This is a genomic window from Streptomyces sp. NPDC006335 (assembly GCF_040612795.1).
Taxonomy (GTDB): domain Bacteria; phylum Actinomycetota; class Actinomycetes; order Streptomycetales; family Streptomycetaceae; genus Streptomyces.
This window is the reverse complement of the sequence record NZ_JBEXQX010000001.1, coordinates 701,610-719,722: the sequence shown is the minus strand read 5'-3', so window position 1 is coordinate 719,722 and position 18,113 is coordinate 701,610. Positions and strand designations below refer to the sequence as shown.

13 protein-coding genes and 1 pseudogene are annotated in these 18,113 nt (G+C 71.5%); 8 read left to right on the top strand and 6 right to left on the bottom strand.

The window, feature by feature from the left end; translation table 11 throughout:
• Positions 1 to 140 precede the first annotated feature (140 nt).
• Positions 141 to 1,088, bottom strand: a complete 948-nt coding sequence (locus tag ABZ098_RS03255) for a peptidoglycan-binding domain-containing protein (protein ID WP_356586684.1) — start codon at positions 1,086 to 1,088, stop codon at positions 141 to 143.
• A gap of 160 nt (positions 1,089 to 1,248) precedes the next feature.
• Here ABZ098_RS03255 and ABZ098_RS03250 point away from each other — a divergent pair, with 160 nt between their 5' ends.
• The 4 genes from ABZ098_RS03250 to ABZ098_RS03235 all read left to right on the top strand — a co-directional run bounded on the left by ABZ098_RS03250 (position 1,249) and on the right by ABZ098_RS03235 (position 5,313).
• A complete protein-coding gene (locus tag ABZ098_RS03250) occupies positions 1,249 to 3,291 on the top strand; it encodes an MDR family MFS transporter (protein ID WP_356586682.1) in 2,043 nt (680 codons plus the stop codon).
• A 98-nt stretch (positions 3,292 to 3,389) separates the two neighbouring features.
• Positions 3,390 to 4,076 carry a hypothetical protein gene (locus ABZ098_RS03245; protein WP_356586680.1) on the top strand — a complete coding sequence of 229 codons (687 nt, stop codon included), beginning with the start codon at positions 3,390 to 3,392 and terminating at the stop codon, positions 4,074 to 4,076.
• Between the two features lie 5 nt (positions 4,077 to 4,081).
• Complete coding sequence (locus ABZ098_RS03240) at positions 4,082 to 4,762, top strand: hypothetical protein (RefSeq protein WP_356586678.1); 681 nt, start codon at positions 4,082 to 4,084, stop codon at positions 4,760 to 4,762.
• 158 nt (positions 4,763 to 4,920) lie between these two features.
• Complete coding sequence (locus ABZ098_RS03235) at positions 4,921 to 5,313, top strand: hypothetical protein (protein ID WP_356586676.1); 393 nt, start codon at positions 4,921 to 4,923, stop codon at positions 5,311 to 5,313.
• A gap of 10 nt (positions 5,314 to 5,323) precedes the next feature.
• On the opposite strand, the gene ABZ098_RS03230 is transcribed toward ABZ098_RS03235, so the two are convergent.
• Positions 5,324 to 5,995, bottom strand: a complete 672-nt coding sequence (locus ABZ098_RS03230; protein WP_356586674.1) for an O-methyltransferase — start codon at positions 5,993 to 5,995, stop codon at positions 5,324 to 5,326.
• Between the two features lie 87 nt (positions 5,996 to 6,082).
• Entirely contained in the window at positions 6,083 to 7,447 is a 1,365-nt protein-coding gene (gene proP / locus ABZ098_RS03225) for a glycine betaine/L-proline transporter ProP (RefSeq protein WP_356586672.1), read from the bottom strand.
• A 310-nt stretch (positions 7,448 to 7,757) separates the two neighbouring features.
• On the opposite strand from proP, the gene ABZ098_RS03220 reads away from it, so the two are divergent.
• Positions 7,758 to 9,782: a bifunctional glycosyltransferase 87/phosphatase PAP2 family protein gene (locus tag ABZ098_RS03220; RefSeq protein ID WP_356586670.1), complete on the top strand. Its 2,025-nt coding sequence runs from the start codon at positions 7,758 to 7,760 to the stop codon at positions 9,780 to 9,782.
• 6 nt (positions 9,783 to 9,788) lie between these two features.
• On the opposite strand, the gene ABZ098_RS03215 is transcribed toward ABZ098_RS03220, so the two are convergent.
• Positions 9,789 to 11,027, bottom strand: a complete 1,239-nt coding sequence (locus tag ABZ098_RS03215; RefSeq protein ID WP_356586668.1) for a cytochrome P450 — start codon at positions 11,025 to 11,027, stop codon at positions 9,789 to 9,791.
• A gap of 239 nt (positions 11,028 to 11,266) precedes the next feature.
• Between ABZ098_RS03215 and ABZ098_RS03210 the strand changes: the two genes are divergently transcribed.
• The gene (locus ABZ098_RS03210) at positions 11,267 to 12,436 is read left to right on the top strand and encodes a steroid 3-ketoacyl-CoA thiolase (protein ID WP_356586666.1); all 1,170 of its coding nucleotides are present in this window, start codon (positions 11,267 to 11,269) and stop codon (positions 12,434 to 12,436) included.
• Positions 12,437 to 12,722: 286 nt separating this feature from the next.
• On the opposite strand, the gene ABZ098_RS03205 is transcribed toward ABZ098_RS03210, so the two are convergent.
• Complete coding sequence (locus tag ABZ098_RS03205; protein ID WP_356586664.1) at positions 12,723 to 14,987, bottom strand: helix-turn-helix domain-containing protein; 2,265 nt, start codon at positions 14,985 to 14,987, stop codon at positions 12,723 to 12,725.
• A gap of 190 nt (positions 14,988 to 15,177) precedes the next feature.
• Between ABZ098_RS03205 and ABZ098_RS03200 the strand changes: the two genes are divergently transcribed.
• Positions 15,178 to 16,011 (top strand): alpha/beta hydrolase, encoded by an 834-nt coding sequence (locus tag ABZ098_RS03200; RefSeq protein ID WP_356586662.1) that lies wholly within the window; start codon positions 15,178 to 15,180, stop codon positions 16,009 to 16,011.
• A 13-nt stretch (positions 16,012 to 16,024) separates the two neighbouring features.
• On the opposite strand, the gene ABZ098_RS03195 is transcribed toward ABZ098_RS03200, so the two are convergent.
• Positions 16,025 to 16,723: a YoaK family protein gene (locus ABZ098_RS03195; protein WP_356586660.1), complete on the bottom strand. Its 699-nt coding sequence runs from the start codon at positions 16,721 to 16,723 to the stop codon at positions 16,025 to 16,027.
• A 103-nt stretch (positions 16,724 to 16,826) separates the two neighbouring features.
• Here ABZ098_RS03195 and ABZ098_RS03190 point away from each other — a divergent pair.
• Positions 16,827 to 18,112 (top strand): annotated as a pseudogene (locus ABZ098_RS03190) (alpha/beta hydrolase).
• Position 18,113 lies beyond the last annotated feature (1 nt).

Genomic DNA, 18,113 nt, shown 5'->3' with positions numbered 1-18,113 from the left:
GGCTGCGCCCCGCCGCAGCGGGCCCGGTGGAGCGGTCCGGCGGAGCGGACGCGGTCACCGTCCGGCTGGGTGTGTGCGGTCCCGGCCTCGCGCACATCCGGCCTGGCCGAGGGCGGGGCGCTGGTGGCGTGGAGCGTTTCCTACGGCTCTCTGGTCTCCGACTCCAGTCGCTCTCGGGTCAGCTGGTCGTACACCCCGCGTTCCGTGCCCTGGAGCCCCCGCTGCCACTGGTACATGGCGACCGCGTCCTCGACCCCCTCGTTGTAGTGGCCGGAGGGCTTGCGGCCGTACAGGCCGACCTGGGTGAGCCGCAGTTCGAGCTCGACAACCTCCGGGCCGTCGGACCCCCGCCGCAGCACGGGCGGAGCCGCCTCCTGCGCCGAGTCGGCCCCGGCCGCCGGCTTCGTAGCGGCGGAGGCCGTCGGGGTCGCCGGGGTCGCCGGGGGCGCGGTCGAGAGGGAAGGGCCGGGGGAGGCGCTGGACCTCGACGGGGACGGGGAGACCGAAGGGCTCGCGCTCGCGGTCGCGGACGGGGGCGCCGACGACGGCCGTACCGACGGTGTGGCCGTGGCCGGGGACGCCGACGGCACGGTCTTCGTCACGTCCGGGACGGCCGGCCGTACGTCCTGCGGTCCCGCCTCGTCCCGCGACGGCGGCTCATAGGCGAACAGCCCACTGGCTAAACCGGCCGCCGCGACCACGGCCACCACCGCCCCGGTCGAGGCGAGGAGGACGGTACGGCGACGGGTGCGGCGCGGGCGCGGGTCCGGGCCGCGGGCGGAGCGGTCCTGCTCCGGCTCGAACAGGCTCAGATCGGTGGGACTCGGGGCGCTCGACCGCGGCGCCGGCGCGCGCAGCGGCATCGTGGCGTCCGGTGCGGGCACCCGCGGCACCGGCGCGGTCTCGTCGTCCAGCTCCACGTACGGCCGTATGCGCAGCGGATCGAAGTCCTCCGCCGCGGCCGCCTCCGCCGTGCGCGCGTCCCGCAGCGCGTCCGACGCGCGCCGGGTGCACCCGCACAACGGGGTGTTGTCCGTCTTTCTCGGTGCCCCGCACTCCGGGCACAGATGGCCGTTCGACTCCGCCATGTGTTCGTCCCTCCCCTCACAAACTCCAGAGATTATGCAGAACCCCTCCACAGCCGCCCTTCGGAAGCCCCCGGAATATCGGCTTCCAACAGGACTCAACAGGCCGTAAACGGTCACACCGACCACGATGGAGAAGTAACGAGAGCCTCGGGAGGTCTTCATGGCCGCGGACGCGCACGGTATGACGGAGGATGTGCGAGACACGCGAGAACACCATGTGTCCGGCAACGTCCTTGTCTCGATCGGGGCCCTGCTGCTCGGCATGCTGCTCGCCGCGCTGGACCAGACGATCGTGTCCACGGCGCTGCCCACCATCGTCAGCGACCTCGGTGGCATGGACCATCTGTCCTGGGTCGTCACCGCGTATCTGCTGGCCTCCACGGCGGCGACACCGCTGTGGGGCAAGCTCGGTGACCAGTACGGGCGCAAGCGGCTGTTCCAGACCGCGATCGTGATCTTCCTGATCGGCTCGGCGTTGTGCGGCATGTCCCAGGACATGACCCAGCTCATCGCCTTCCGCGCCCTTCAGGGGCTGGGTGGCGGCGGGTTGATGGTGCTCTCGATGGCGATCGTCGGCGATCTCGTCCCACCACGTGAACGCGGGCGCTACCAGGGGCTGTTCGGGGCGGTGTTCGGGGCGACGAGTGTGCTCGGGCCGCTGCTGGGCGGGCTGTTCACCGAGCACCTGAGCTGGCGGTGGGTGTTCTATGTCAATCTTCCGGTCGGCGTGGTCGCGCTCGCCGTGATCGCCGTGGTGCTGCGGATCCCGCGCAAGTCGACGAAGCATGTCATCGACTACCTGGGGACCTTCCTCATCGCGGCCGTCGCCACGTGTCTGGTCCTGGTGGCCTCGCTGGGCGGCAACACCTGGGGGTGGGGATCGCCTCAGATCGTCGGCCTCGCGGTGCTGGGCGTGGTGCTGGCGTTCGCCTTCGTCGCGGTCGAACGGCGGGCCGCCGAGCCCGTGTTGCCGTTGAAGCTCTTCCGGGTGCGGACCTTCACCCTGTCCGCCGTCATCAGCTTCATCGTCGGGTTCGCGATGTTCGGCGCCATGACCTATCTGCCCACCTTCCTCCAGGTGGTGCAGGGCGTCTCGCCGACCATGTCCGGGGTGCACATGCTGCCCATGGTGTTCGGCCTGCTGCTGTCCTCCACCGTGTCCGGGCAGATCGTCAGCCGTACAGGGCGCTGGAAGGTGTTCCCGGTGGCCGGGACCGCGGTCACCACGCTCGGGCTGCTGCTCCTGCACCGGCTCGACGAGAGCAGTTCCACCTGGGTGATGAGCCTCTACTTCTGCGTGTTCGGGCTGGGGCTCGGGCTGGTCATGCAGGTGCTGGTGCTGATCGTGCAGAACGCCGTCTCCTACGAGGATCTCGGCGTCGCCACGTCCGGCGCGACCTTCTTCCGGTCCATCGGGGCGTCCTTCGGCGTCGCCATCTTCGGCACGGTCTTCGCGAACCGGCTCGGCGACAAACTGGCCGAAGCCCTGCGCGGGGCCCAACTGCCGCCCGGGGTCTCGGTGTCCGGGATCGAGGCCGACTCCCGGGGCCTCGCGGAACTGCCGGGCTCGCTCAGGTCCGAGGCGCTGCACGCGTACGCCTCCTCGATCACCGACGTCTTCCTCTACGCCGCGCCCGTCGCGTTCCTCGGGTTCGTGCTCGCGTGGTTCCTCAAGGAGGACCGGCTGCGCGGGTCGGTCACCGCGCCCGACGTCACCGAGACGCTGGCCAGCAACCCCGTGGAACGGTCGTCGTACGACGAGGTGTGCCGGGCGCTGTCGGTGCTCGGGACCCGGGAGGGGCGGCGGGAGATCTACCGCGAGATCACCGCGCGGGCCGGGTACGACCTGCTGCCCGCGTCGAGCTGGCTGGTGCTGCGGATGCGGAAGTACGGGTGGGTGGAGCCGGCCCTGCTCGCCGAGCGCACGTCGGTGCCCCTGGGCGCGATCATCGCGGCGGCACGGCAGGTGGAAGAGCGGGGACTGGCGTCCCGGCGGGGCCTCGACCTGCTGCTCACCGAACCGGGGCGAGAGGTCGCGACGCGGCTCGCGGCGGCACGGGAGGCGTCGCTGGGGGAGCTGCTGGGGGACTGGTGGGGCCCCGACCGTCCCACCGACCTCGCCCAGCTGGTGAAGGACCTGAACGACGAGCTGTGCGGGTCCGACCGCGAACAGCCGCACGAAGGGTCCACGACCCGACTGTGACGGTGCCGGCGGGAGGAAGGGTGCAGGTCGTGGCCTGATTGCCGCGTACACATATGTAGAGACGGTTTGAACAAAACGTTCAGGGCAACCCGGCAGACATGTCAACAGGCCTGATCATCGCTCTGATCGTGATCGTGGCGGCCGTCCTCGTAGTGGCGGCCGTCCTGACCCTGCGTGGCCGGGGCGCGCAGCACGGCCGGGGCCTGAAGCGACGCTTCGGGCCCGAATACGACCGTACCGTGGCCCGGCACGACGGGGACGAGAAGGCCGCCGAGCGCGAACTCGCCGAGCGCGTCGAGCGGCACGGATCCCTGCGCGAGCAGCCACTCGAACCGGCGGAGCGCCAGCGGTACGAGGACCGCTGGACGGCCGCCCAGGAACGCTTCGTCGACTCCCCCAGGGAAGCCGTCGCCGAGGCCGACCGGCTGCTCGCCGAGCTCGCCGAGGCCCGGGGCTTCCCGGGCGGCGGCCAGTACGACGAACAGTTCGACGCGCTGTCCGTGCACCACGCGCACCACGTGCACGGCTACCGGCGGGTGCACACGGTGGCGAGTGCCCGCTCGAACGCCCGGCAGGACGGCGACGGCCGGACGGACACGGAGGACATGCGCGCCGCCATGGTCGAGGCGCGGGCCCTCTTCGAGGACCTCGTCGGCCCGCCGCGCAGCCGCGAGGAGTCCCGTACACCCACCCACGCGCGCGCGGGTCAGCCCCGCGACGGTCGACACGACAGCCGGGGACACCTGCCGTGGGCATTCAACAGGCGTCACGCGAAGGGGAGTTGAGTGACATGACGGATGCCGTGAACAGGCCCGGTGCCGACGGCGCCCGGGGTGAGGGAAGGACGACCGGCAGGGGCACGGACAACGACCCCGCGGGTTCGCACAGTCCGCTGGTGACTCCCACCGAGTCCGAGGCGCCGGACCTGGACCCGACGGGGCGTCCCGCGGGCACGCCCGGCGGTGAGCGGCGCGGTGGCGGGGTCGGTGACGAGGGCGGCTTCGGCGGTGACACCGTGGTCGACCGTGGCAAGGCGTCCGGCCCGGGCCGCGAGACCGAGCGGGGGCGGGACGCCGGTTCCGACACCGTCGGCGGTGTCGGAACGGGTGTGGGGGGCGGAGCCTCCGGTCGCGAAGGCCGCCTGGGCCGCCAGGATCACGACGGCCACGGCGGTCACGAGGCCCGGCTGCTGCCGCACGAGGAGTGCGACAAGCTCAGCACGCGGCTCCAGCACGCCGTCGCCGGGTTCGTGGACGAACCCCGGTCCGCCGTCGAGGAGGCCGACCACGTCCTGGAGGAGGTCGCCGCCCGCTTCGCCGACGCGGTGAAGGAGCGCCGGCGCACCCTGCGCAACTCCTGGCAGACCGGCGACAGCGGCCGGGACAAGGCCGTGAGCGCCGGTGACACCGAGCAACTCCGGCTGGCGCTGCGGGACTACCGCGAGCTGACGGAGCGGCTGCTGCACAGCTGACGAGTCGTCCGTACGTACGACCGGCCTGTCGCCCGAAGTCGGGTGGCAGGCCGGTCTTCGGATGCCTTGTGCCGGACACCGCCGTGCCGGGCGATTTATCATGCGGCGGCGGTGAGCCGACGTGGTTGCCGCGCAAGGATCCTTCAGGAGGAGCGCACGTGCTCGAACTCACCATGGCCGTCGTCACCGCGGCGGAGGAGGGTGCCACGGCCGGGATGCAGATGGCCGAGGCGCCCAGTGACCCGGGCACCGTGCTGCGTGTGGGCCGGGACAAGTCCGTGTGCCGGCTCGCGACCCCCGACGACTGGCTGTTCGTCTCCCGGGTGCACCTGGAGTTCCTGTGCGGGCCCGAGGGCGTCTGGCAGGTGACCTGGCTCCAGGGCTCGCAAGCCGATCCCTCGTCCGAGGTGCAACTGGTGGCCGGGGCCTACGCGCAGCCGCTCGTCTACGGCGGCTCCGTGACGCTGCCCCGGGGCGGCAACGGCGAGATCGTCATCCGCGACCGCACCGCCCCGCGCAGCGTCAACGTCGGCTTCTACCACGAGGTGTGAGTGCGCCGGGTCACGGCAGCACGCGCGCCAGCGCGAAGCCGTCGTAGCCCTTGCTGCCCACCGTCTGGATCGCCGTGGCGCTCAACCTCGGATGCCGGCCGATCAGTTCGAGTGCGGTCCGGGTGCCCTGGACGTCGGGGGCGGGGTTGTCGGGGTCGGCCACCCGGCCGCCCCGCACGACGTTGTCGACCACGATCAGGCTGCCCGCGCTGGTGAGCTTGAGCGCCCACTCCACGTAGTGCGGGTTGTTGGCCTTGTCGGCGTCGATGAAGACCAGGTCGAAGGGGGGCGGGTTCTCGTCGGCCAGCCGGGGGAGGGACTCCAGGGCGGGGCCGACGCGTACCTCGACGACCTTGTCGAGACCCGCGCGGGCGATGTTGCGGTTCGCGACCTCGGCGTACTTCGGGTTGTGCTCCAGCGATACCAGGCGGCCGTCGGCGGGCAGGGCGCGGGCCAGCCAGATGGTGCTGTAGCCGCCGAGCGTGCCGAGCTCCAGGACCGTGCGGGCGCCCTGGATCTGGGCGAGGAGCTGAAGGAACTTGCCCTGTGGTGCGGTGATCGCGATCTGTGGCAGATCGGCGGCCTCGCTGTCACGCAAGGCCGCCTGGAGCACTTCGTCCTCGGGCGCGAGGTGGGCGGTGAAGTAGTCGTCGACGTCGTCCCAGAGCTGCGACTCGCTCATGCACCTGTGCCTTTCATATGTCTAGTTAGAGCAGCTAACTAGTTGCGCTAATGAATATAGTCGCGCTCCCACCTCGTGTCAGGGGATTTACTTCTGCGGGGGCGAGCCCGGCAGCGGCCGGCCCGCCGACTCCGTCATGAACCACACCGCCACACCGCCGATCACGGCGGCGGCCATCATGTAGTAGGCGGGCATCATCATGTTCCCGGTCGCGCCGATCAGCGCGGTCACCACCAGCGGGGTCGTGCCGCCGAAGAGGGACACCGAGACGTTGAAGCCGACCGACAGGGAGCTGTAGCGCACCCGGGTCGGGAAGAGGGCCGGAAGGGCGGACGGCATCGCCGCCGTGAAGCAGACCAGGAGCAGGCCCAGCGCGCCCATGCCGAGCGCGATCGCGAACAGGCTGCCCTGGCGGATCAGCAGCAGGGCCGGTACCGACAGGAACAGGAAGCCCGCGCAGCCCGCGGCGATCACCGGACGGCGGCCGACCCGGTCGCTCAGGGCGCCCGCGAAGGGTTGGACGACCATCATCAGCGCCATCACGGCGAGGACGACCAGCAGACCGTGCGTCTCGTCGTACTTGAGCTCGCTGGTCAGATAGCTCGGCATGTACGACAGCAGCATGTAGTCGGTGACGTTGAAGACCAGGACCAGGCCCACGCACAGCAGCAGCGCCCGCCACTGGCCGGTGATCATCTCGCGCAGCGGGATCTTCGGGCGGCTCGACTCGGCCTTCTCGGTCTCGGCCGCGAACGCCGGTGTCTCCTCCAGGCGCAGCCGCAGGTACAGGCCGATGACACCCATCGGGCCCGCGATCAGGAACGGGATGCGCCAGCCCCAGGACATCAGGTCCTCGGTGGACAGCAGGGCCGTCATCAGCGTGACCAGGCCCGCGCCGGCGATGTAACCGGCCAGCGTGCCGAACTCCAGCCAGCTGCCGAGGAAGCCGCGCTTCTTGTCGGGGGAGTACTCGGCGATGAAGGTGGACGCGCCCGCGTACTCGCCGCCGGTGGAGAAGCCCTGGACCAGGCGAGCGGCCAGGAGCAGCAGCGGGGCGCCGACGCCGATCGTGGCGTACGACGGGATCAGGCCGATGGCGAAGGTGCCGGCCGCCATCATGATCATGGTCACGGCGAGGACCTTCTGGCGGCCCACGCGGTCGCCCAGCGGGCCGAAGACCAGGCCACCGAGCGGGCGGACCAGGAAGGCCGCGGCGAAGGCGCCGAACGTGGACAGGAGCTGCGCGGTCGGGTTGCCGGAGGGGAAGAAGACCTTGCCGAGGGTGACGGCGATGTAGCTGTAGACACCGAAGTCGAACCACTCCATGGCGTTGCCCAGCGCGGCGGCCTTCACGGCACGCTTCACGAGGGCCGGGTCGACGGCGACGGCCTCGGCGGTGTCGGGGGTGTCGGGGGTGCGGACAGGGTGGGGGAGAGCGGGGGCACTCGGCAAAACTTCGCTCGCCTGCCTTTCGACGGGGACAAGGGCAAAAAACGACCATAGGCGGACTTGCCGGGCTCACGTCCCGTCCGCGTCCGGTCGCGCAGGGTACATAAACGTGCCATATGCAGGTACCCCGTGCCTGGTCAGGGACGCGCCTTCCCGGAGCGCGTGTGATCCATCTCGCGCCGAGCCGCGCCGCCGCCCGCACCGCGGACTATCGTCATTCGGACAAAACGAGACGGACGTCAGGTGAAGCCGGGGTCGCCTGCGTCCTTCCTCCAGGGCGCATGGCACGAACGGGACGAGAGGCCGACACGGCGTGGCGAATGCGGAGCACAGTGGGACCCCCGAAGCCCAGGCGCGGCTGCTCGCGGCCAGGCTCGCCCTGTGGCTGGTGGCGGCCGTCCTCGCCGTACGAGAGGTCGCCGTCGTCCTCCGTACCCCCAGAGGCGAGCGGCTGACGGACCTGGAGACCTGGGTCGGCCCGGACGGCGTCCTGCATGTGAAGGGTTCGCTGTACGACTCGACGCAGTTCACCGGTACCCCGTTCGGGGGACTCGTCCTGAAGCCGCTCACCCGCGCCGCCGAACAGGCCCTCGGCTGGGGCTGGACCTTCGGCACCCTGCTCCTGGTCGTCGCCCTCGGTCTCGTCGCCGCCCGCGCCCTGCCCCAGCCGGTCGGCCGCCGCACCGCCCTGCTCGCCGCGCCGGTCGCGATCAGCCTCCTCATGCTGTCGCTGCCCGTGCGCAACACGCTCCACCTCGGGCAGACCAGCATCATCCCGGTCCTGCTGGTCCTCGTCGCCTGCTTCGCCGTACGGGGTGAACGGGCCGGCGGACTGCTCATCGGGCTCGCCGCCGCACTCCAGCCCACGGTCCTGCTCTTCGCGGTCCTGCTCTGGTTCACCGGCCGCCGCCGGGGCGCTCTCACCACGGCCGCGACCTTCGCCGCCGGCACCGCGCTCGCCTGGGCCGCGCTGCCGCACGACTCGTACACCTACTGGGTGCACCACATCGCCGGCACCGGCCTCGGGGGCCCCGCCGACGACCTCTCCAACCAGTCCCTGCACGGACTGCTACTGCGCCTGGGCATGGCGGGGCCGCTGGAGATCTCGCTCTTCCTGGCGCTCGGCGCGGTCGTCGCCGCCCTGGGCCTGCGGCGGGCCGTGCGCTACGCCCGCGACGGTCAGCTCCTGCTCGCCGTCGCGATCACCGGCTGCGCGGCGATCGCCGTCTCGCCGACCGCCTGGCAGCACCAACTGCTGTGGGTGCTGCTCGCGGTCGTCGGGCGGGTCGGCAAGCGGGCCTCCGACCGGTATGTGTGGCCGGTCGCCGTCGTCGTGGTGATGACCCTGCCGGCGACGATGCTGCTGCCGCACATCTCGGCGCTGTACACCCTGCGCGACAACATGGTGCTGCTGGCCGCGCTCGCCGCCGCCACGGTGATCCCCTTCCTGTCCCGCACCTCGCCGCACTACCGCACGCCGATCCCCACGGAGTACGCCGCCCAGTCGCCCACCCGGTTCCGGCACGTGCCGCTGCTGCCGTTCCTGCGGCGGGCGCTGACGCGGCCGAACCTGCTCCTCGAACTGCTGCTGCTCCGGGTCACGTACGCCGCCTACCAGCAGGTCAGACTCGCGGCGACCGGCGGCAGCAACTCGGCGGGGCGGGCCACCGCCGAGAAGCACGGTCAGCAGATCCTCGATCTGGAACGCATGCTGCACATCGACATCGAGCACTGGGCCAACCACGCGGTCGTCGAGGTCGGCCGGCTGCGGGACTTCTTCGACTTCTACTACACGTCCTTCCACTTCGTGGTCCCGCTGAGCGTGCTGGCCGTTCTGTACTGGCGGCGGCCGGTGGACTACCGGTGGGCCCGCGCCTCGCTCGGGTTCACGACCCTGCTGGCCCTCGTCGGGTTCTGGCTCTATCCGCTCGCCCCGCCGCGTCTGATGCCGGCGCTGGGGGTCATCGACACCGTGCACGGGGTGCAGGACTTCTCGAAACCGGACTACGGCACCCTGACCGCGCTGACCAACCAGTACGCGGCGATGCCCTCGCTGCACTTCGGGTGGTCGTTGTGGTGCGGGGTCGTCATCGCGGTCATCGCGCCGAAGTGGTGGATGAAGGGGCTGGGGCTGCTGCACCCCTTCTTCACCGTCTCGGCGATCGTCGCCACCGGCAACCACTGGGTGCTCGACGCGGTGGGGGGTGCGGTCGTCGTCGCCGGTGGGTTCGGGTTGTCGTATCTGTTCCAGGGGCCGCGGGGCCGGACGGTCGCCGGGGTGGCGGAGGCCGACGAGGAGCGGGCGCCGGCGAGAAGGGACCCGGCACCGCGCCCCTGAAAGAGCTCAACCGAGCGTCACCTGAAGCTCCTTGACGCCGTTGATCCACGCCGAGCGCAGGCGGCGCGGGTCGCCGACCGCGCGGAGGTTCGGCATCGCGTCGGCGATGGCGTTGAAGATCAGGTCGATCTCCAGGACCGCGAGGGACTTGCCCAGGCAGTAGTGCGGGCCTCCGCCGCCGAAGCCGAGGTGGGGGTTGGGATCGCGGGTGATGTCGAAGACGTCCGGGTTCTCGAAGACCTCGGGGTCGTGGTTGGCGGCGGCGTAGAAGATGCCCACCCGGTCGCCCTTCCTGATCTGCTTGCCGCCGAGTTCCGTGTCCTGGGTGGCCGTGCGCTGGAAGGCGTTCACGGGCGTGGCCCAGCGGACGATCTCCTCCGCCGCCGTGGAGGGGCGCTCGGCCTTGTACAGCTCCCACTGATCGGGGTGGGTGAGGAAGGCGTGCATACCGTGCGTGATGGCGTTGCGGGTCGTCTCGTTGCCCGCGACCGCCAGCATCAGCACGAAGAAGCCGAACTCGTCGGAGTTCAGGTTGCCCTCGTCCTCCGCGGCCACCAAGGTCGTGACGATGTCCTTGGCCGGGCACTGCTTGCGGTCGGCCGCCATGTTCATCGCGTAGGCGATGACCTCCATGGCCGACTCCTGGCCCACCTGCTCGCTGATCGCGTACTCCGGGTCGTCGTACGCGATCATCTTGTTGGACCAGTCGAAGATCTTCGCGCGGTCGTCCTGCGGGATGCCGATGAGCTCGGCGATGGCCTGGAGGGGCAGTTCGCAGGCGACCTGGGTGACGAAGTCGAAGGACTCGCCGGGCAGGGCGCGCGCGGTCTCGACGATCGCGTGGGCGCGGTCGCGCAGGCGTTGCTCCAGGGCGCGGATGGCCCGGGGGGTGAACACCCGTTGGACGATCCCGCGGACCCTGGTGTGCTCGGGCGGGTCCATGTTGAGCAGGATCAGGCGCTGGGCGTCGATCGCGTCACGCTCGATGCGTTCGTTGAAGCGGATGATCGCCGTGTTGAGGTACGACGAGAAGATCTCCGGGTGGGTGGAGACGTACTTGACGTCCGCGTGCCGGGTGACCGCCCAGTACCCCTCGTCCTGGAAGCCGGCGAGATTGCCCGGCTGGGGGATCCAGCGCACCGGTTCGGCCCGGCGCAGTGCGGCGAACTCCGGCAGCGGTACGCGGCTTTGCAGCAGGTCGGGGTCGGTGAAGTCGAACCCGTCGGGAAGCGCTGGACACGACATCGGCAACTCACTCCAGCCGTTCGACAGCTATCTGACGGCCCATCAGGAACAGAGCTGCCGTGAAGGTAGTAACGGGTTCTACAAGAGGCAAGGGGTGCGGTGACCCCAATTGCCTGCAAGACCCTTGCGGTGGTGGATGAATCGTCAGCAGACTGCAATCAGCGCGCCAACTAGAACACGTACTAGTTCCAGCGTTTTCGGAGTTCCAGGGATCCGTTCGGAGGAGAGGACCCGCACCCATGGCCGCCGAACCCGTGATCGTCGAAGCCGTCCGCACTCCCATCGGCAGGCGCGGGGGCGCGCTCGCCAATCTGCATCCCGCCTATCTGCTGGGCGAGACCTACCGTGAGCTCCTCGGCCGCGCCGGCATCCCCGCCGACGCGGTGGAACAGATCGTCGGCGGCACGGTCACCCACGCCGGCGAGCAGTCCATGAACCCCGCGCGCACGGCCTGGCTGACCGTCGGGCTGCCCTACGAGACGGCGGCGACGACCGTCGACTGCCAGTGCGGCTCCTCGCAGCAGGCCTCCCACATGGTCGCCAACATGGTCGCGGCCGGGGTCATCGACGTCGGCATCAGCTGCGGTGTCGAGGCGATGTCCCGGGTGCCGCTGGGGTCGGGATCGAAGCACGGGCCGGGGAAGCCGTTCCCCGACGAGTGGAACGTGGACCTGCCCAACCAGTTCGAGGCGGCGGAGCGCATCGCCCGGCACCGGGGGCTGACCCGCGAGAACGTCGACTCGCTCGGTCTGATCTCCCAGGAGCGGGCGGCCGTCGCCTGGGCCGAGGAACGCTTCAAGCGGGAGACGTTCGCGGTGCAGGTGCCGACGACGGAGGAGGAGCAGCGGGCCGGGCAGGGCATGTGGCGGCTCGTCGACCGGGACGAGGGGCTGCGGGACACCTCGATGGAGGCGCTGGCCGGCCTGAAGCCCGTCATGCCGACGGCGATCCACACGGCGGGCAACTCGTCCCAGATCAGCGACGGTGCCGCGGCGATCATGTGGGCGTCGAAGCGGATGGCGCGGGCGCTGAAACTGAAGCCGCGGGCCCGGATCGTGGCACAGGCGCTGGTCGGCGCCGACCCGCACTTCCACCTCGACGGACCGATCGACGCGACCCGCGCGGTGCTCGGCAAGGCGGGCATGTCCCTGAGGGACATCGACCTCGTCGAGATCAACGAGGCCTTCGCGTCCGTGGTGCTCAGCTGGGCCCAGGTCTTCGACCAGGACCTGGAGAAGGTCAACGTCAACGGCGGCGCGATCGCGCTCGGGCACCCGGTGGGGGCGACCGGGGCCCGGCTCATCACGACGGCCCTGCATGAACTGGAGCGCGCGGACAAGGAGTTCGCGCTGATCACGATGTGCGCGGGCGGGGCGCTGGCCACGGGGACGATCATCCAGCGGTTGTAGGCGTCCGGTCGGGGGAGGTGGTGAAGGCGGCGGGGGCGATCGGGAGGATCGGTCCCGCCGGGGTCCTGGAGTCACGGACGGCGCCGGTTCATGCCGCTCGCCCGGGACGGCGACGTGGCCTTCGACGCGCAGCATCCACAAGCCCCGCTGGGTGGCCGGGGGTGATCACCGTCGCCTCGTAGGACGAACGTGTCCGCCAGGTGCGGAGGCCGACCCGTCGGCGTCGGCGTCGGCGGCGACCCGGCCGGGTGTCCTGGCTGCGTGCCCGACCGCGTGTCCTGTCGGGCTATCCGAGGCGTTCCAAGCCCGCTGCCGCCTCCGTCGCGGTTGTCATGTCGCCGATCACCGTGGCCAGGGAGCGGGCCCGGGTGTAGTGCTCGCGGGCCTCGGTGGGGTCGCCGGAGCGTTCCAGGGCTGTGGCGAGGCCGACGAGGGTTCGGGCCTGGAGGCGGTTGTCGGTGCTGCCGTGGGCGGAGGGGGAGCCGACGGTCCGGAAGGTGTCCACCGCTTCGGGCCAGCGTTCCAGGGCCAGCAGGTCGGTGGCGATCTCGTAGCGGAGGATGGCCGCGAGGAGCTCGTCCAGGTCGGGTACGTCCCCGGTGTGGGTGCCGAGCAGGTGACGGTGCAGGGCCAGCGCCTCCTCGGCCCGCCCTGACTCCCGCAGCGCGGTGCCGAGGACCCTTTGGGAGACGGCCCTGCCCGCGAAGTCACCGGTCGCCTCGAAGAGCCGGGTGGCCGTGGCGGCCGCCTCCGCGGCCTCCGCGTGCCGGTGCAGACCTCCGCAGGCCCCGCTGATGTACGACCACGCCCAGGCCTGCTGTTCGAGGTCGTCGGTCTCGGTCGCCAACTCCAGTGCCTGATAGGCGAGTTGCTCGGCCTCCGCGTACCGGAAGGCGCCGACCGAGTGGGCCCAGGCGAGACAGTTGAGCTGGTGGGCCTCGGCCGCGCGGTCCCCGAGGGCGGCCGCGGCCCGGGCGCCGTGGGAGAACAGGGTCCGCCACTCCGGCCACTGGCTCCAGCGGTCGGAGAACCAGTACAGGGTGCGCGAGGCGTGCAGGATCTCCGTGTGCCGACCCGCCTCGGCCAACACGGGCAGGGCCGAAGCCCAGTTGGATCGTTCGACGGTCAGCCACTGCTCCGCCTCGTCGGCGGACCCCGGAGTGAAGGCCTCGGGTTCGCCCGGCCAGGGCTCCGGCGCGCCGGGCGCCTCGAACCGGCGGCCCGCAGCCGAGGCCGACCGCAACAGCCAGTCCGCCATGCGGAGTTGGACCGGGAGGGTCGCCTCCTCCTCGTACCGGAGCCGCTCGCGCGCGAAGAGCCGTACGAGATCGTGCAGGGCGTACCGGCCCGGTGTGGTCTCCTCCAGCAGGCCCCGGTCGACCAGCAGGTCGAGGGAGTCCTCGGTGGTGAGCGGGTCCTCCCCGGTCAGTACGGCGGCGAGGTCGGGGCCGGTGTCGTGGCCGGGCACCAGGGAGAGGCGCCGCAGCAACAGCTGGTGCGGCGGGGTCAGTTGGCCGTACGAGAGGGTCAGGGCGCTGCGTACGGCGAGGTCGCCCGCGACCAGGCCGCTCAACCTGCTTTCCTCGTCGGCGAGTTGGTCGACCAGTCGGGCCGGGGTCCACCGCGGGCGGCTGGAGAGCCGATTGCCGACGATGCGCAGGGCCAGCGGAAGGTGGCCGCACAGCTCGGTCAGCCGGGTGATCGCCTCGGACTGACCGTCGGTGCGCGGGGCGCCGAGGATCCGCTCAAGGAGCCTGGTCGACTCCCCGCCGCTGAGGCCGCCGAGCCTGATCCGCCGGACAGCTTCGAGACCGGCCAGCGGACGCCTGCTGGTGACCAGCACGAAACTGCCCTCGGCGTCCGGCAGCAGCGGTCTGGTCTGGCTCTCGTCGGCCGCGTCGTCGAGGACCACCAGCGCCCGCCGACCGGCGAGCGCCGCCCGATAGAGGGCCTCGCGGGCGACGGGATCGGCCGGGATCCGGTCCGCGGGGTGACCCAGGGCCGTCAGCAGGAGGACCAGCGCCTCGGCGGCCGGCAGCGGGGAGTCGCTCATGCCGTGCAGTTGGACGCAGACGCTCCCGTCCGGGAAAGTGCCGCCCAGCCGCCGTACCGCTTCCGCCGCCAGGGTCGTCTTGCCCTGTCCGCCCGGCCCGAACAGCACCGCCGCACGCGTGCGCGTGCCGGTGGCGAGCGCCTCCAGGTCCGCCAGTTCCTGCTTCCGGCCGGTGAAGTCCGGGACGGTCCGCAGGAGATACGGCGAGGCCGGCGGCCCCCCGCGTTCCCGTCCGGCGTCGGCGAGCCGCTGGAGGCGCTCGCGCTGCTCGGTGTCGAGCCGGAGGGCGGCGGCGAGCGCGTCGACCGTACGGCGCTGCGGCCCCCGGCTGCGCCCGCGCTCCAGGTCACCGAGCGCGCGCACGCTCACCCCGGACGCCTCGGACAGGTCCTCCAGGGTCAGCCGGGCGGCCCGGCGCAGGGACCGCAGCATCCCGCCGAAGGCGGTGCCGCCGTGCGGAACACCGGGTTGCGGTACTTCAGGATCATGACTGGTCATCACGACAATTAGAACAAGCGCTTCCTGCTTTCGCCGCACCTTCTCCGCACTTCCCCCGCACTCCCGCCGTCCGTGCCTCGCCGCCCGTCAGCCGTCCGTGCCTCCGCCGTACTTCCGCCGGTACTTCTGCCTGGTGGTCACCGCCCGTCCCTGGTGGGCTGGAGGCTCCCTACGAAGAGGACGAACCGACATGCCGTACATCACCGTTGGCGAAGAGAACAGCGCGCCGATCGAGCTCTACTACGAGGACCACGGCACCGGACAGCCCGTCGTGCTGATCCACGGCTACCCCCTCGACGGCCACTCCTGGGAGAAGCAGCTCCCCGCGCTGCTGGAGGCCGGCCACCGGGTCATCACCTACGACCGCCGCGGGTTCGGCCGCTCCTCGCAGCCCACCACCGGCTACGACTACGACACCTTCGCCGCCGACCTCGACAAGGTGCTCACCAGCCTCGACCTCACGGACGCGGTCCTGGTCGGCTTCTCGATGGGCACCGGCGAAGTGGGCCGCTACCTGGGCACCTACGGCTCGCGACGGGTCGCCAAGGCCGTCTTCCTGGCCTCGCTGGAGCCCTTCCTGCTGAAGACCGACGACAACCCGGCGGGCGTCGACCAGGCCGTGTTCGACGGCATCCTGGAGGCCGTCACCAAGGACCGGTACGCCTACTTCGGCGCCTTCTACCAGGACTTCTACAACCTGGACGAGACGCTGGGCAGCCGCATCAGCGAGGACGCGCTGCGCAACAGCTGGAACGTGGCGGCCGGTTCGTCCGCGCACGCCGCGGTGGCCTGCGTGCCGACCTGGATCACCGACTTCCGGGCCGACGTGGCGAAGATCGACGTACCGGCGCTGATCGTGCACGGCACCGGCGACCGCATCCTGCCGATCGACTCGACCGGCCGGCCCTTCCACGCGCTGCTGCCGTCCGCCGAGTACGTCGAGATCGAGGGCGCGCCGCACGGCCTGCTGTGGACCTACGCGGAGGAGGTCAACGCGGCGCTGCTGGCCTTCCTCGCCAAGTAGCCCTCGAACAGGGTCACTCGCGGCCCGAGGCGGTCAGCGCCAGCAGGGCCACCAGGCCCGCCGCGATCGCGAGCGGGATGCCGAGGCCGTGGTGGAGCACCAGCCACGCGCCCAGCGCGGCCCCGGCGACCATCGCGACCACGGACGCCGTACGGCGGGGGGAGCGGGTGCCGGGGCCGCCGCCGGCCCGGGAGTCGGCGGCGAGACCGGTCAACGTCATGGTCAGCACGGTCGTCGTCAGGTCAGGGACGCCGAGCTTGCGGACCGTGGCGTTGCGCAGCCCCATGGCGAACGCGGTGACGGCGATGAGGGTATAGGCGGTGGCCGTGGCGCCGGGCGCGGCGAAGGCGACGGCGGCCGATACCCCCAGCAGTGCGGCCTCGGCGGCGAGCGTGAGCCGGGCCCAGGTGCGGCGGGAGCCGGAGCCGAGCCACACGGCGACCCGGCCGCCCGCGATCGCGCCCACCACGAACGCCCCCAGCGAGGTCAGCGTGTGTTCCACCGAGAAGCCGGGCGCCCCGGCCGCCGCGAACCCGAGCACGACCACGTTGCCGGTCATGTTCGCGGTGAAGACGTGTTCGAGGCCGAGGTAGCTGACGGCGTCGATCAGTCCGCTGACCACCGTGAGCACCAGCAGCACGAGCACCAGGCGCAGCCCGCGCGCCTCGGGATCGCCGGCCGCACGGGTGTCGGTGCCGGTCTGTTCGCTCATCGGGTCTCCGGAGGGCCGGACGGTCGGGGTGCACCCAAGTCCACCACGGATGCGGGGGACTCTCGGATGCCGGGGTGACCCGCGCGTCCCTAGCGTCGAGTACATGAGTGACAAGACGCGCACATCCCAGGGAACACGGGCGAGTCGGCGCACGCGCAGGGGGCTCGCCGGAGCGGCGGCCCTGCTGCTCGCCGGGCTCACGGGGCTCACCGGGCTCACGGGGCTCACCGGGCTCGCCGCCGCCCCGGTGGCGGCGGCCGGCGGCGAGCACACGCATCAGACACGGCGCGGGGACCTGGTCGCCGTCACGCCGGTCGCGGACCGGGACGCCGGGCAGGTCAGGTCGTTCCTGACGGGGTGGGGCGTCGACACCGACGTGGTGCGGTACGGCGTACGGGCGTACCGGCTGACCTACCGGACCGTCGACCCGTACGGCGCCCCCACCACCGCGACCGGACTGCTGACGCTTCCCGACGGCGGCGCCCACCGCCTCGGTCTGGTCTCCGACACCCACGGCACGATGGTCGACCGCGACTACGCGCCCTCGGCGAGCGAGGACTTCGGGCGGGTGCCGTCGTACGTCAACGCCTCCGCGGGCCGCGCGGTCGCCGCCCCCGACTACCTCGGACTGGGCAAGGGACCGGGCCCGCATCCGTACATGGACACCGCCTCGTCCGTGACCGCCTCCGTCGACATGCTGCGTGCCGCGCGGACGGCCGCGGAACGGCTCGGCCGCCCGCTGACCGGTGAGGTGTACGCGACGGGCTTCTCACAGGGCGGCCAGGTCGCGATGGCGCTCGGCAAGGCCCTGGAGGCAGGCGCCGACCGGCACTTCCGGCTGAGGGCCCTCGCACCGGTCAGCGGCCCGTACGACCTGGAGGGCCAGGAGATGCCCGCGCTGTTCGACGGCCGGGTCAACGACACCAGCGGCGTCCTCTACATCGCGTACTGGCTGTCGCCCAGAACCGCCTGCACCCCCTCTACAAGGACCCCGCCGAGGCCTTTCGCGCGCCGTACGCGAGCCGGGTCGAGCGCCTGCTCGACGGGAGCCACGAGCAGGAGGACGTCGTCAGGTCACTCGCGCCCTCGGTGGAACGGCTGCTCACCCCCGCCTTCCACGAGCGTCTGCGGCACCCGTCCGGCGCCGTGCTGGACGCGATGCGCGCCGCCGACCACACCTGCGACTGGAAGCCCGACGTGCCGGTGCGGCTGTACGCCGGCGCCGGCGACACCGACGTGCCGATCGGCAACACCCGGACATGCGCCCGCACCCTCGCAGGTCAGGGAGCGAGGGTGCGGGTGGTCGATCAGGGGGGCGTGGACCACTTCGGTTCGGTCCTGGTGTCGGCCCCCCAGGTCGTGCGGTTCTTCGACGGCGTACGGCGGTGAG

What these genes read in the sequence shown, in the direction of transcription:
- ABZ098_RS03255 (WP_356586684.1), bottom strand. Translation starts at nt 1,088, where the DNA reads ATGGCGGAGTCGAACGGCCATCTGTGCCCGGAGTGCGGGGCACCGAGA.
- ABZ098_RS03250 (WP_356586682.1), top strand. Translation starts at nt 1,249, where the DNA reads ATGGCCGCGGACGCGCACGGTATGACGGAGGATGTGCGAGACACGCGA.
- ABZ098_RS03245 (WP_356586680.1), top strand. Translation starts at nt 3,390, where the DNA reads ATGTCAACAGGCCTGATCATCGCTCTGATCGTGATCGTGGCGGCCGTC.
- ABZ098_RS03240 (WP_356586678.1), top strand. Translation starts at nt 4,082, where the DNA reads ATGACGGATGCCGTGAACAGGCCCGGTGCCGACGGCGCCCGGGGTGAG.
- ABZ098_RS03230 (WP_356586674.1), bottom strand. Translation starts at nt 5,995, where the DNA reads ATGAGCGAGTCGCAGCTCTGGGACGACGTCGACGACTACTTCACCGCC.
- ABZ098_RS03215 (WP_356586668.1), bottom strand. Translation starts at nt 11,027, where the DNA reads ATGTCGTGTCCAGCGCTTCCCGACGGGTTCGACTTCACCGACCCCGAC.
- ABZ098_RS03210 (WP_356586666.1), top strand. Translation starts at nt 11,267, where the DNA reads ATGGCCGCCGAACCCGTGATCGTCGAAGCCGTCCGCACTCCCATCGGC.
- ABZ098_RS03205 (WP_356586664.1), bottom strand. Translation starts at nt 14,987, where the DNA reads ATGACCAGTCATGATCCTGAAGTACCGCAACCCGGTGTTCCGCACGGC.
- ABZ098_RS03200 (WP_356586662.1), top strand. Translation starts at nt 15,178, where the DNA reads ATGCCGTACATCACCGTTGGCGAAGAGAACAGCGCGCCGATCGAGCTC.
- ABZ098_RS03195 (WP_356586660.1), bottom strand. Translation starts at nt 16,723, where the DNA reads ATGAGCGAACAGACCGGCACCGACACCCGTGCGGCCGGCGATCCCGAG.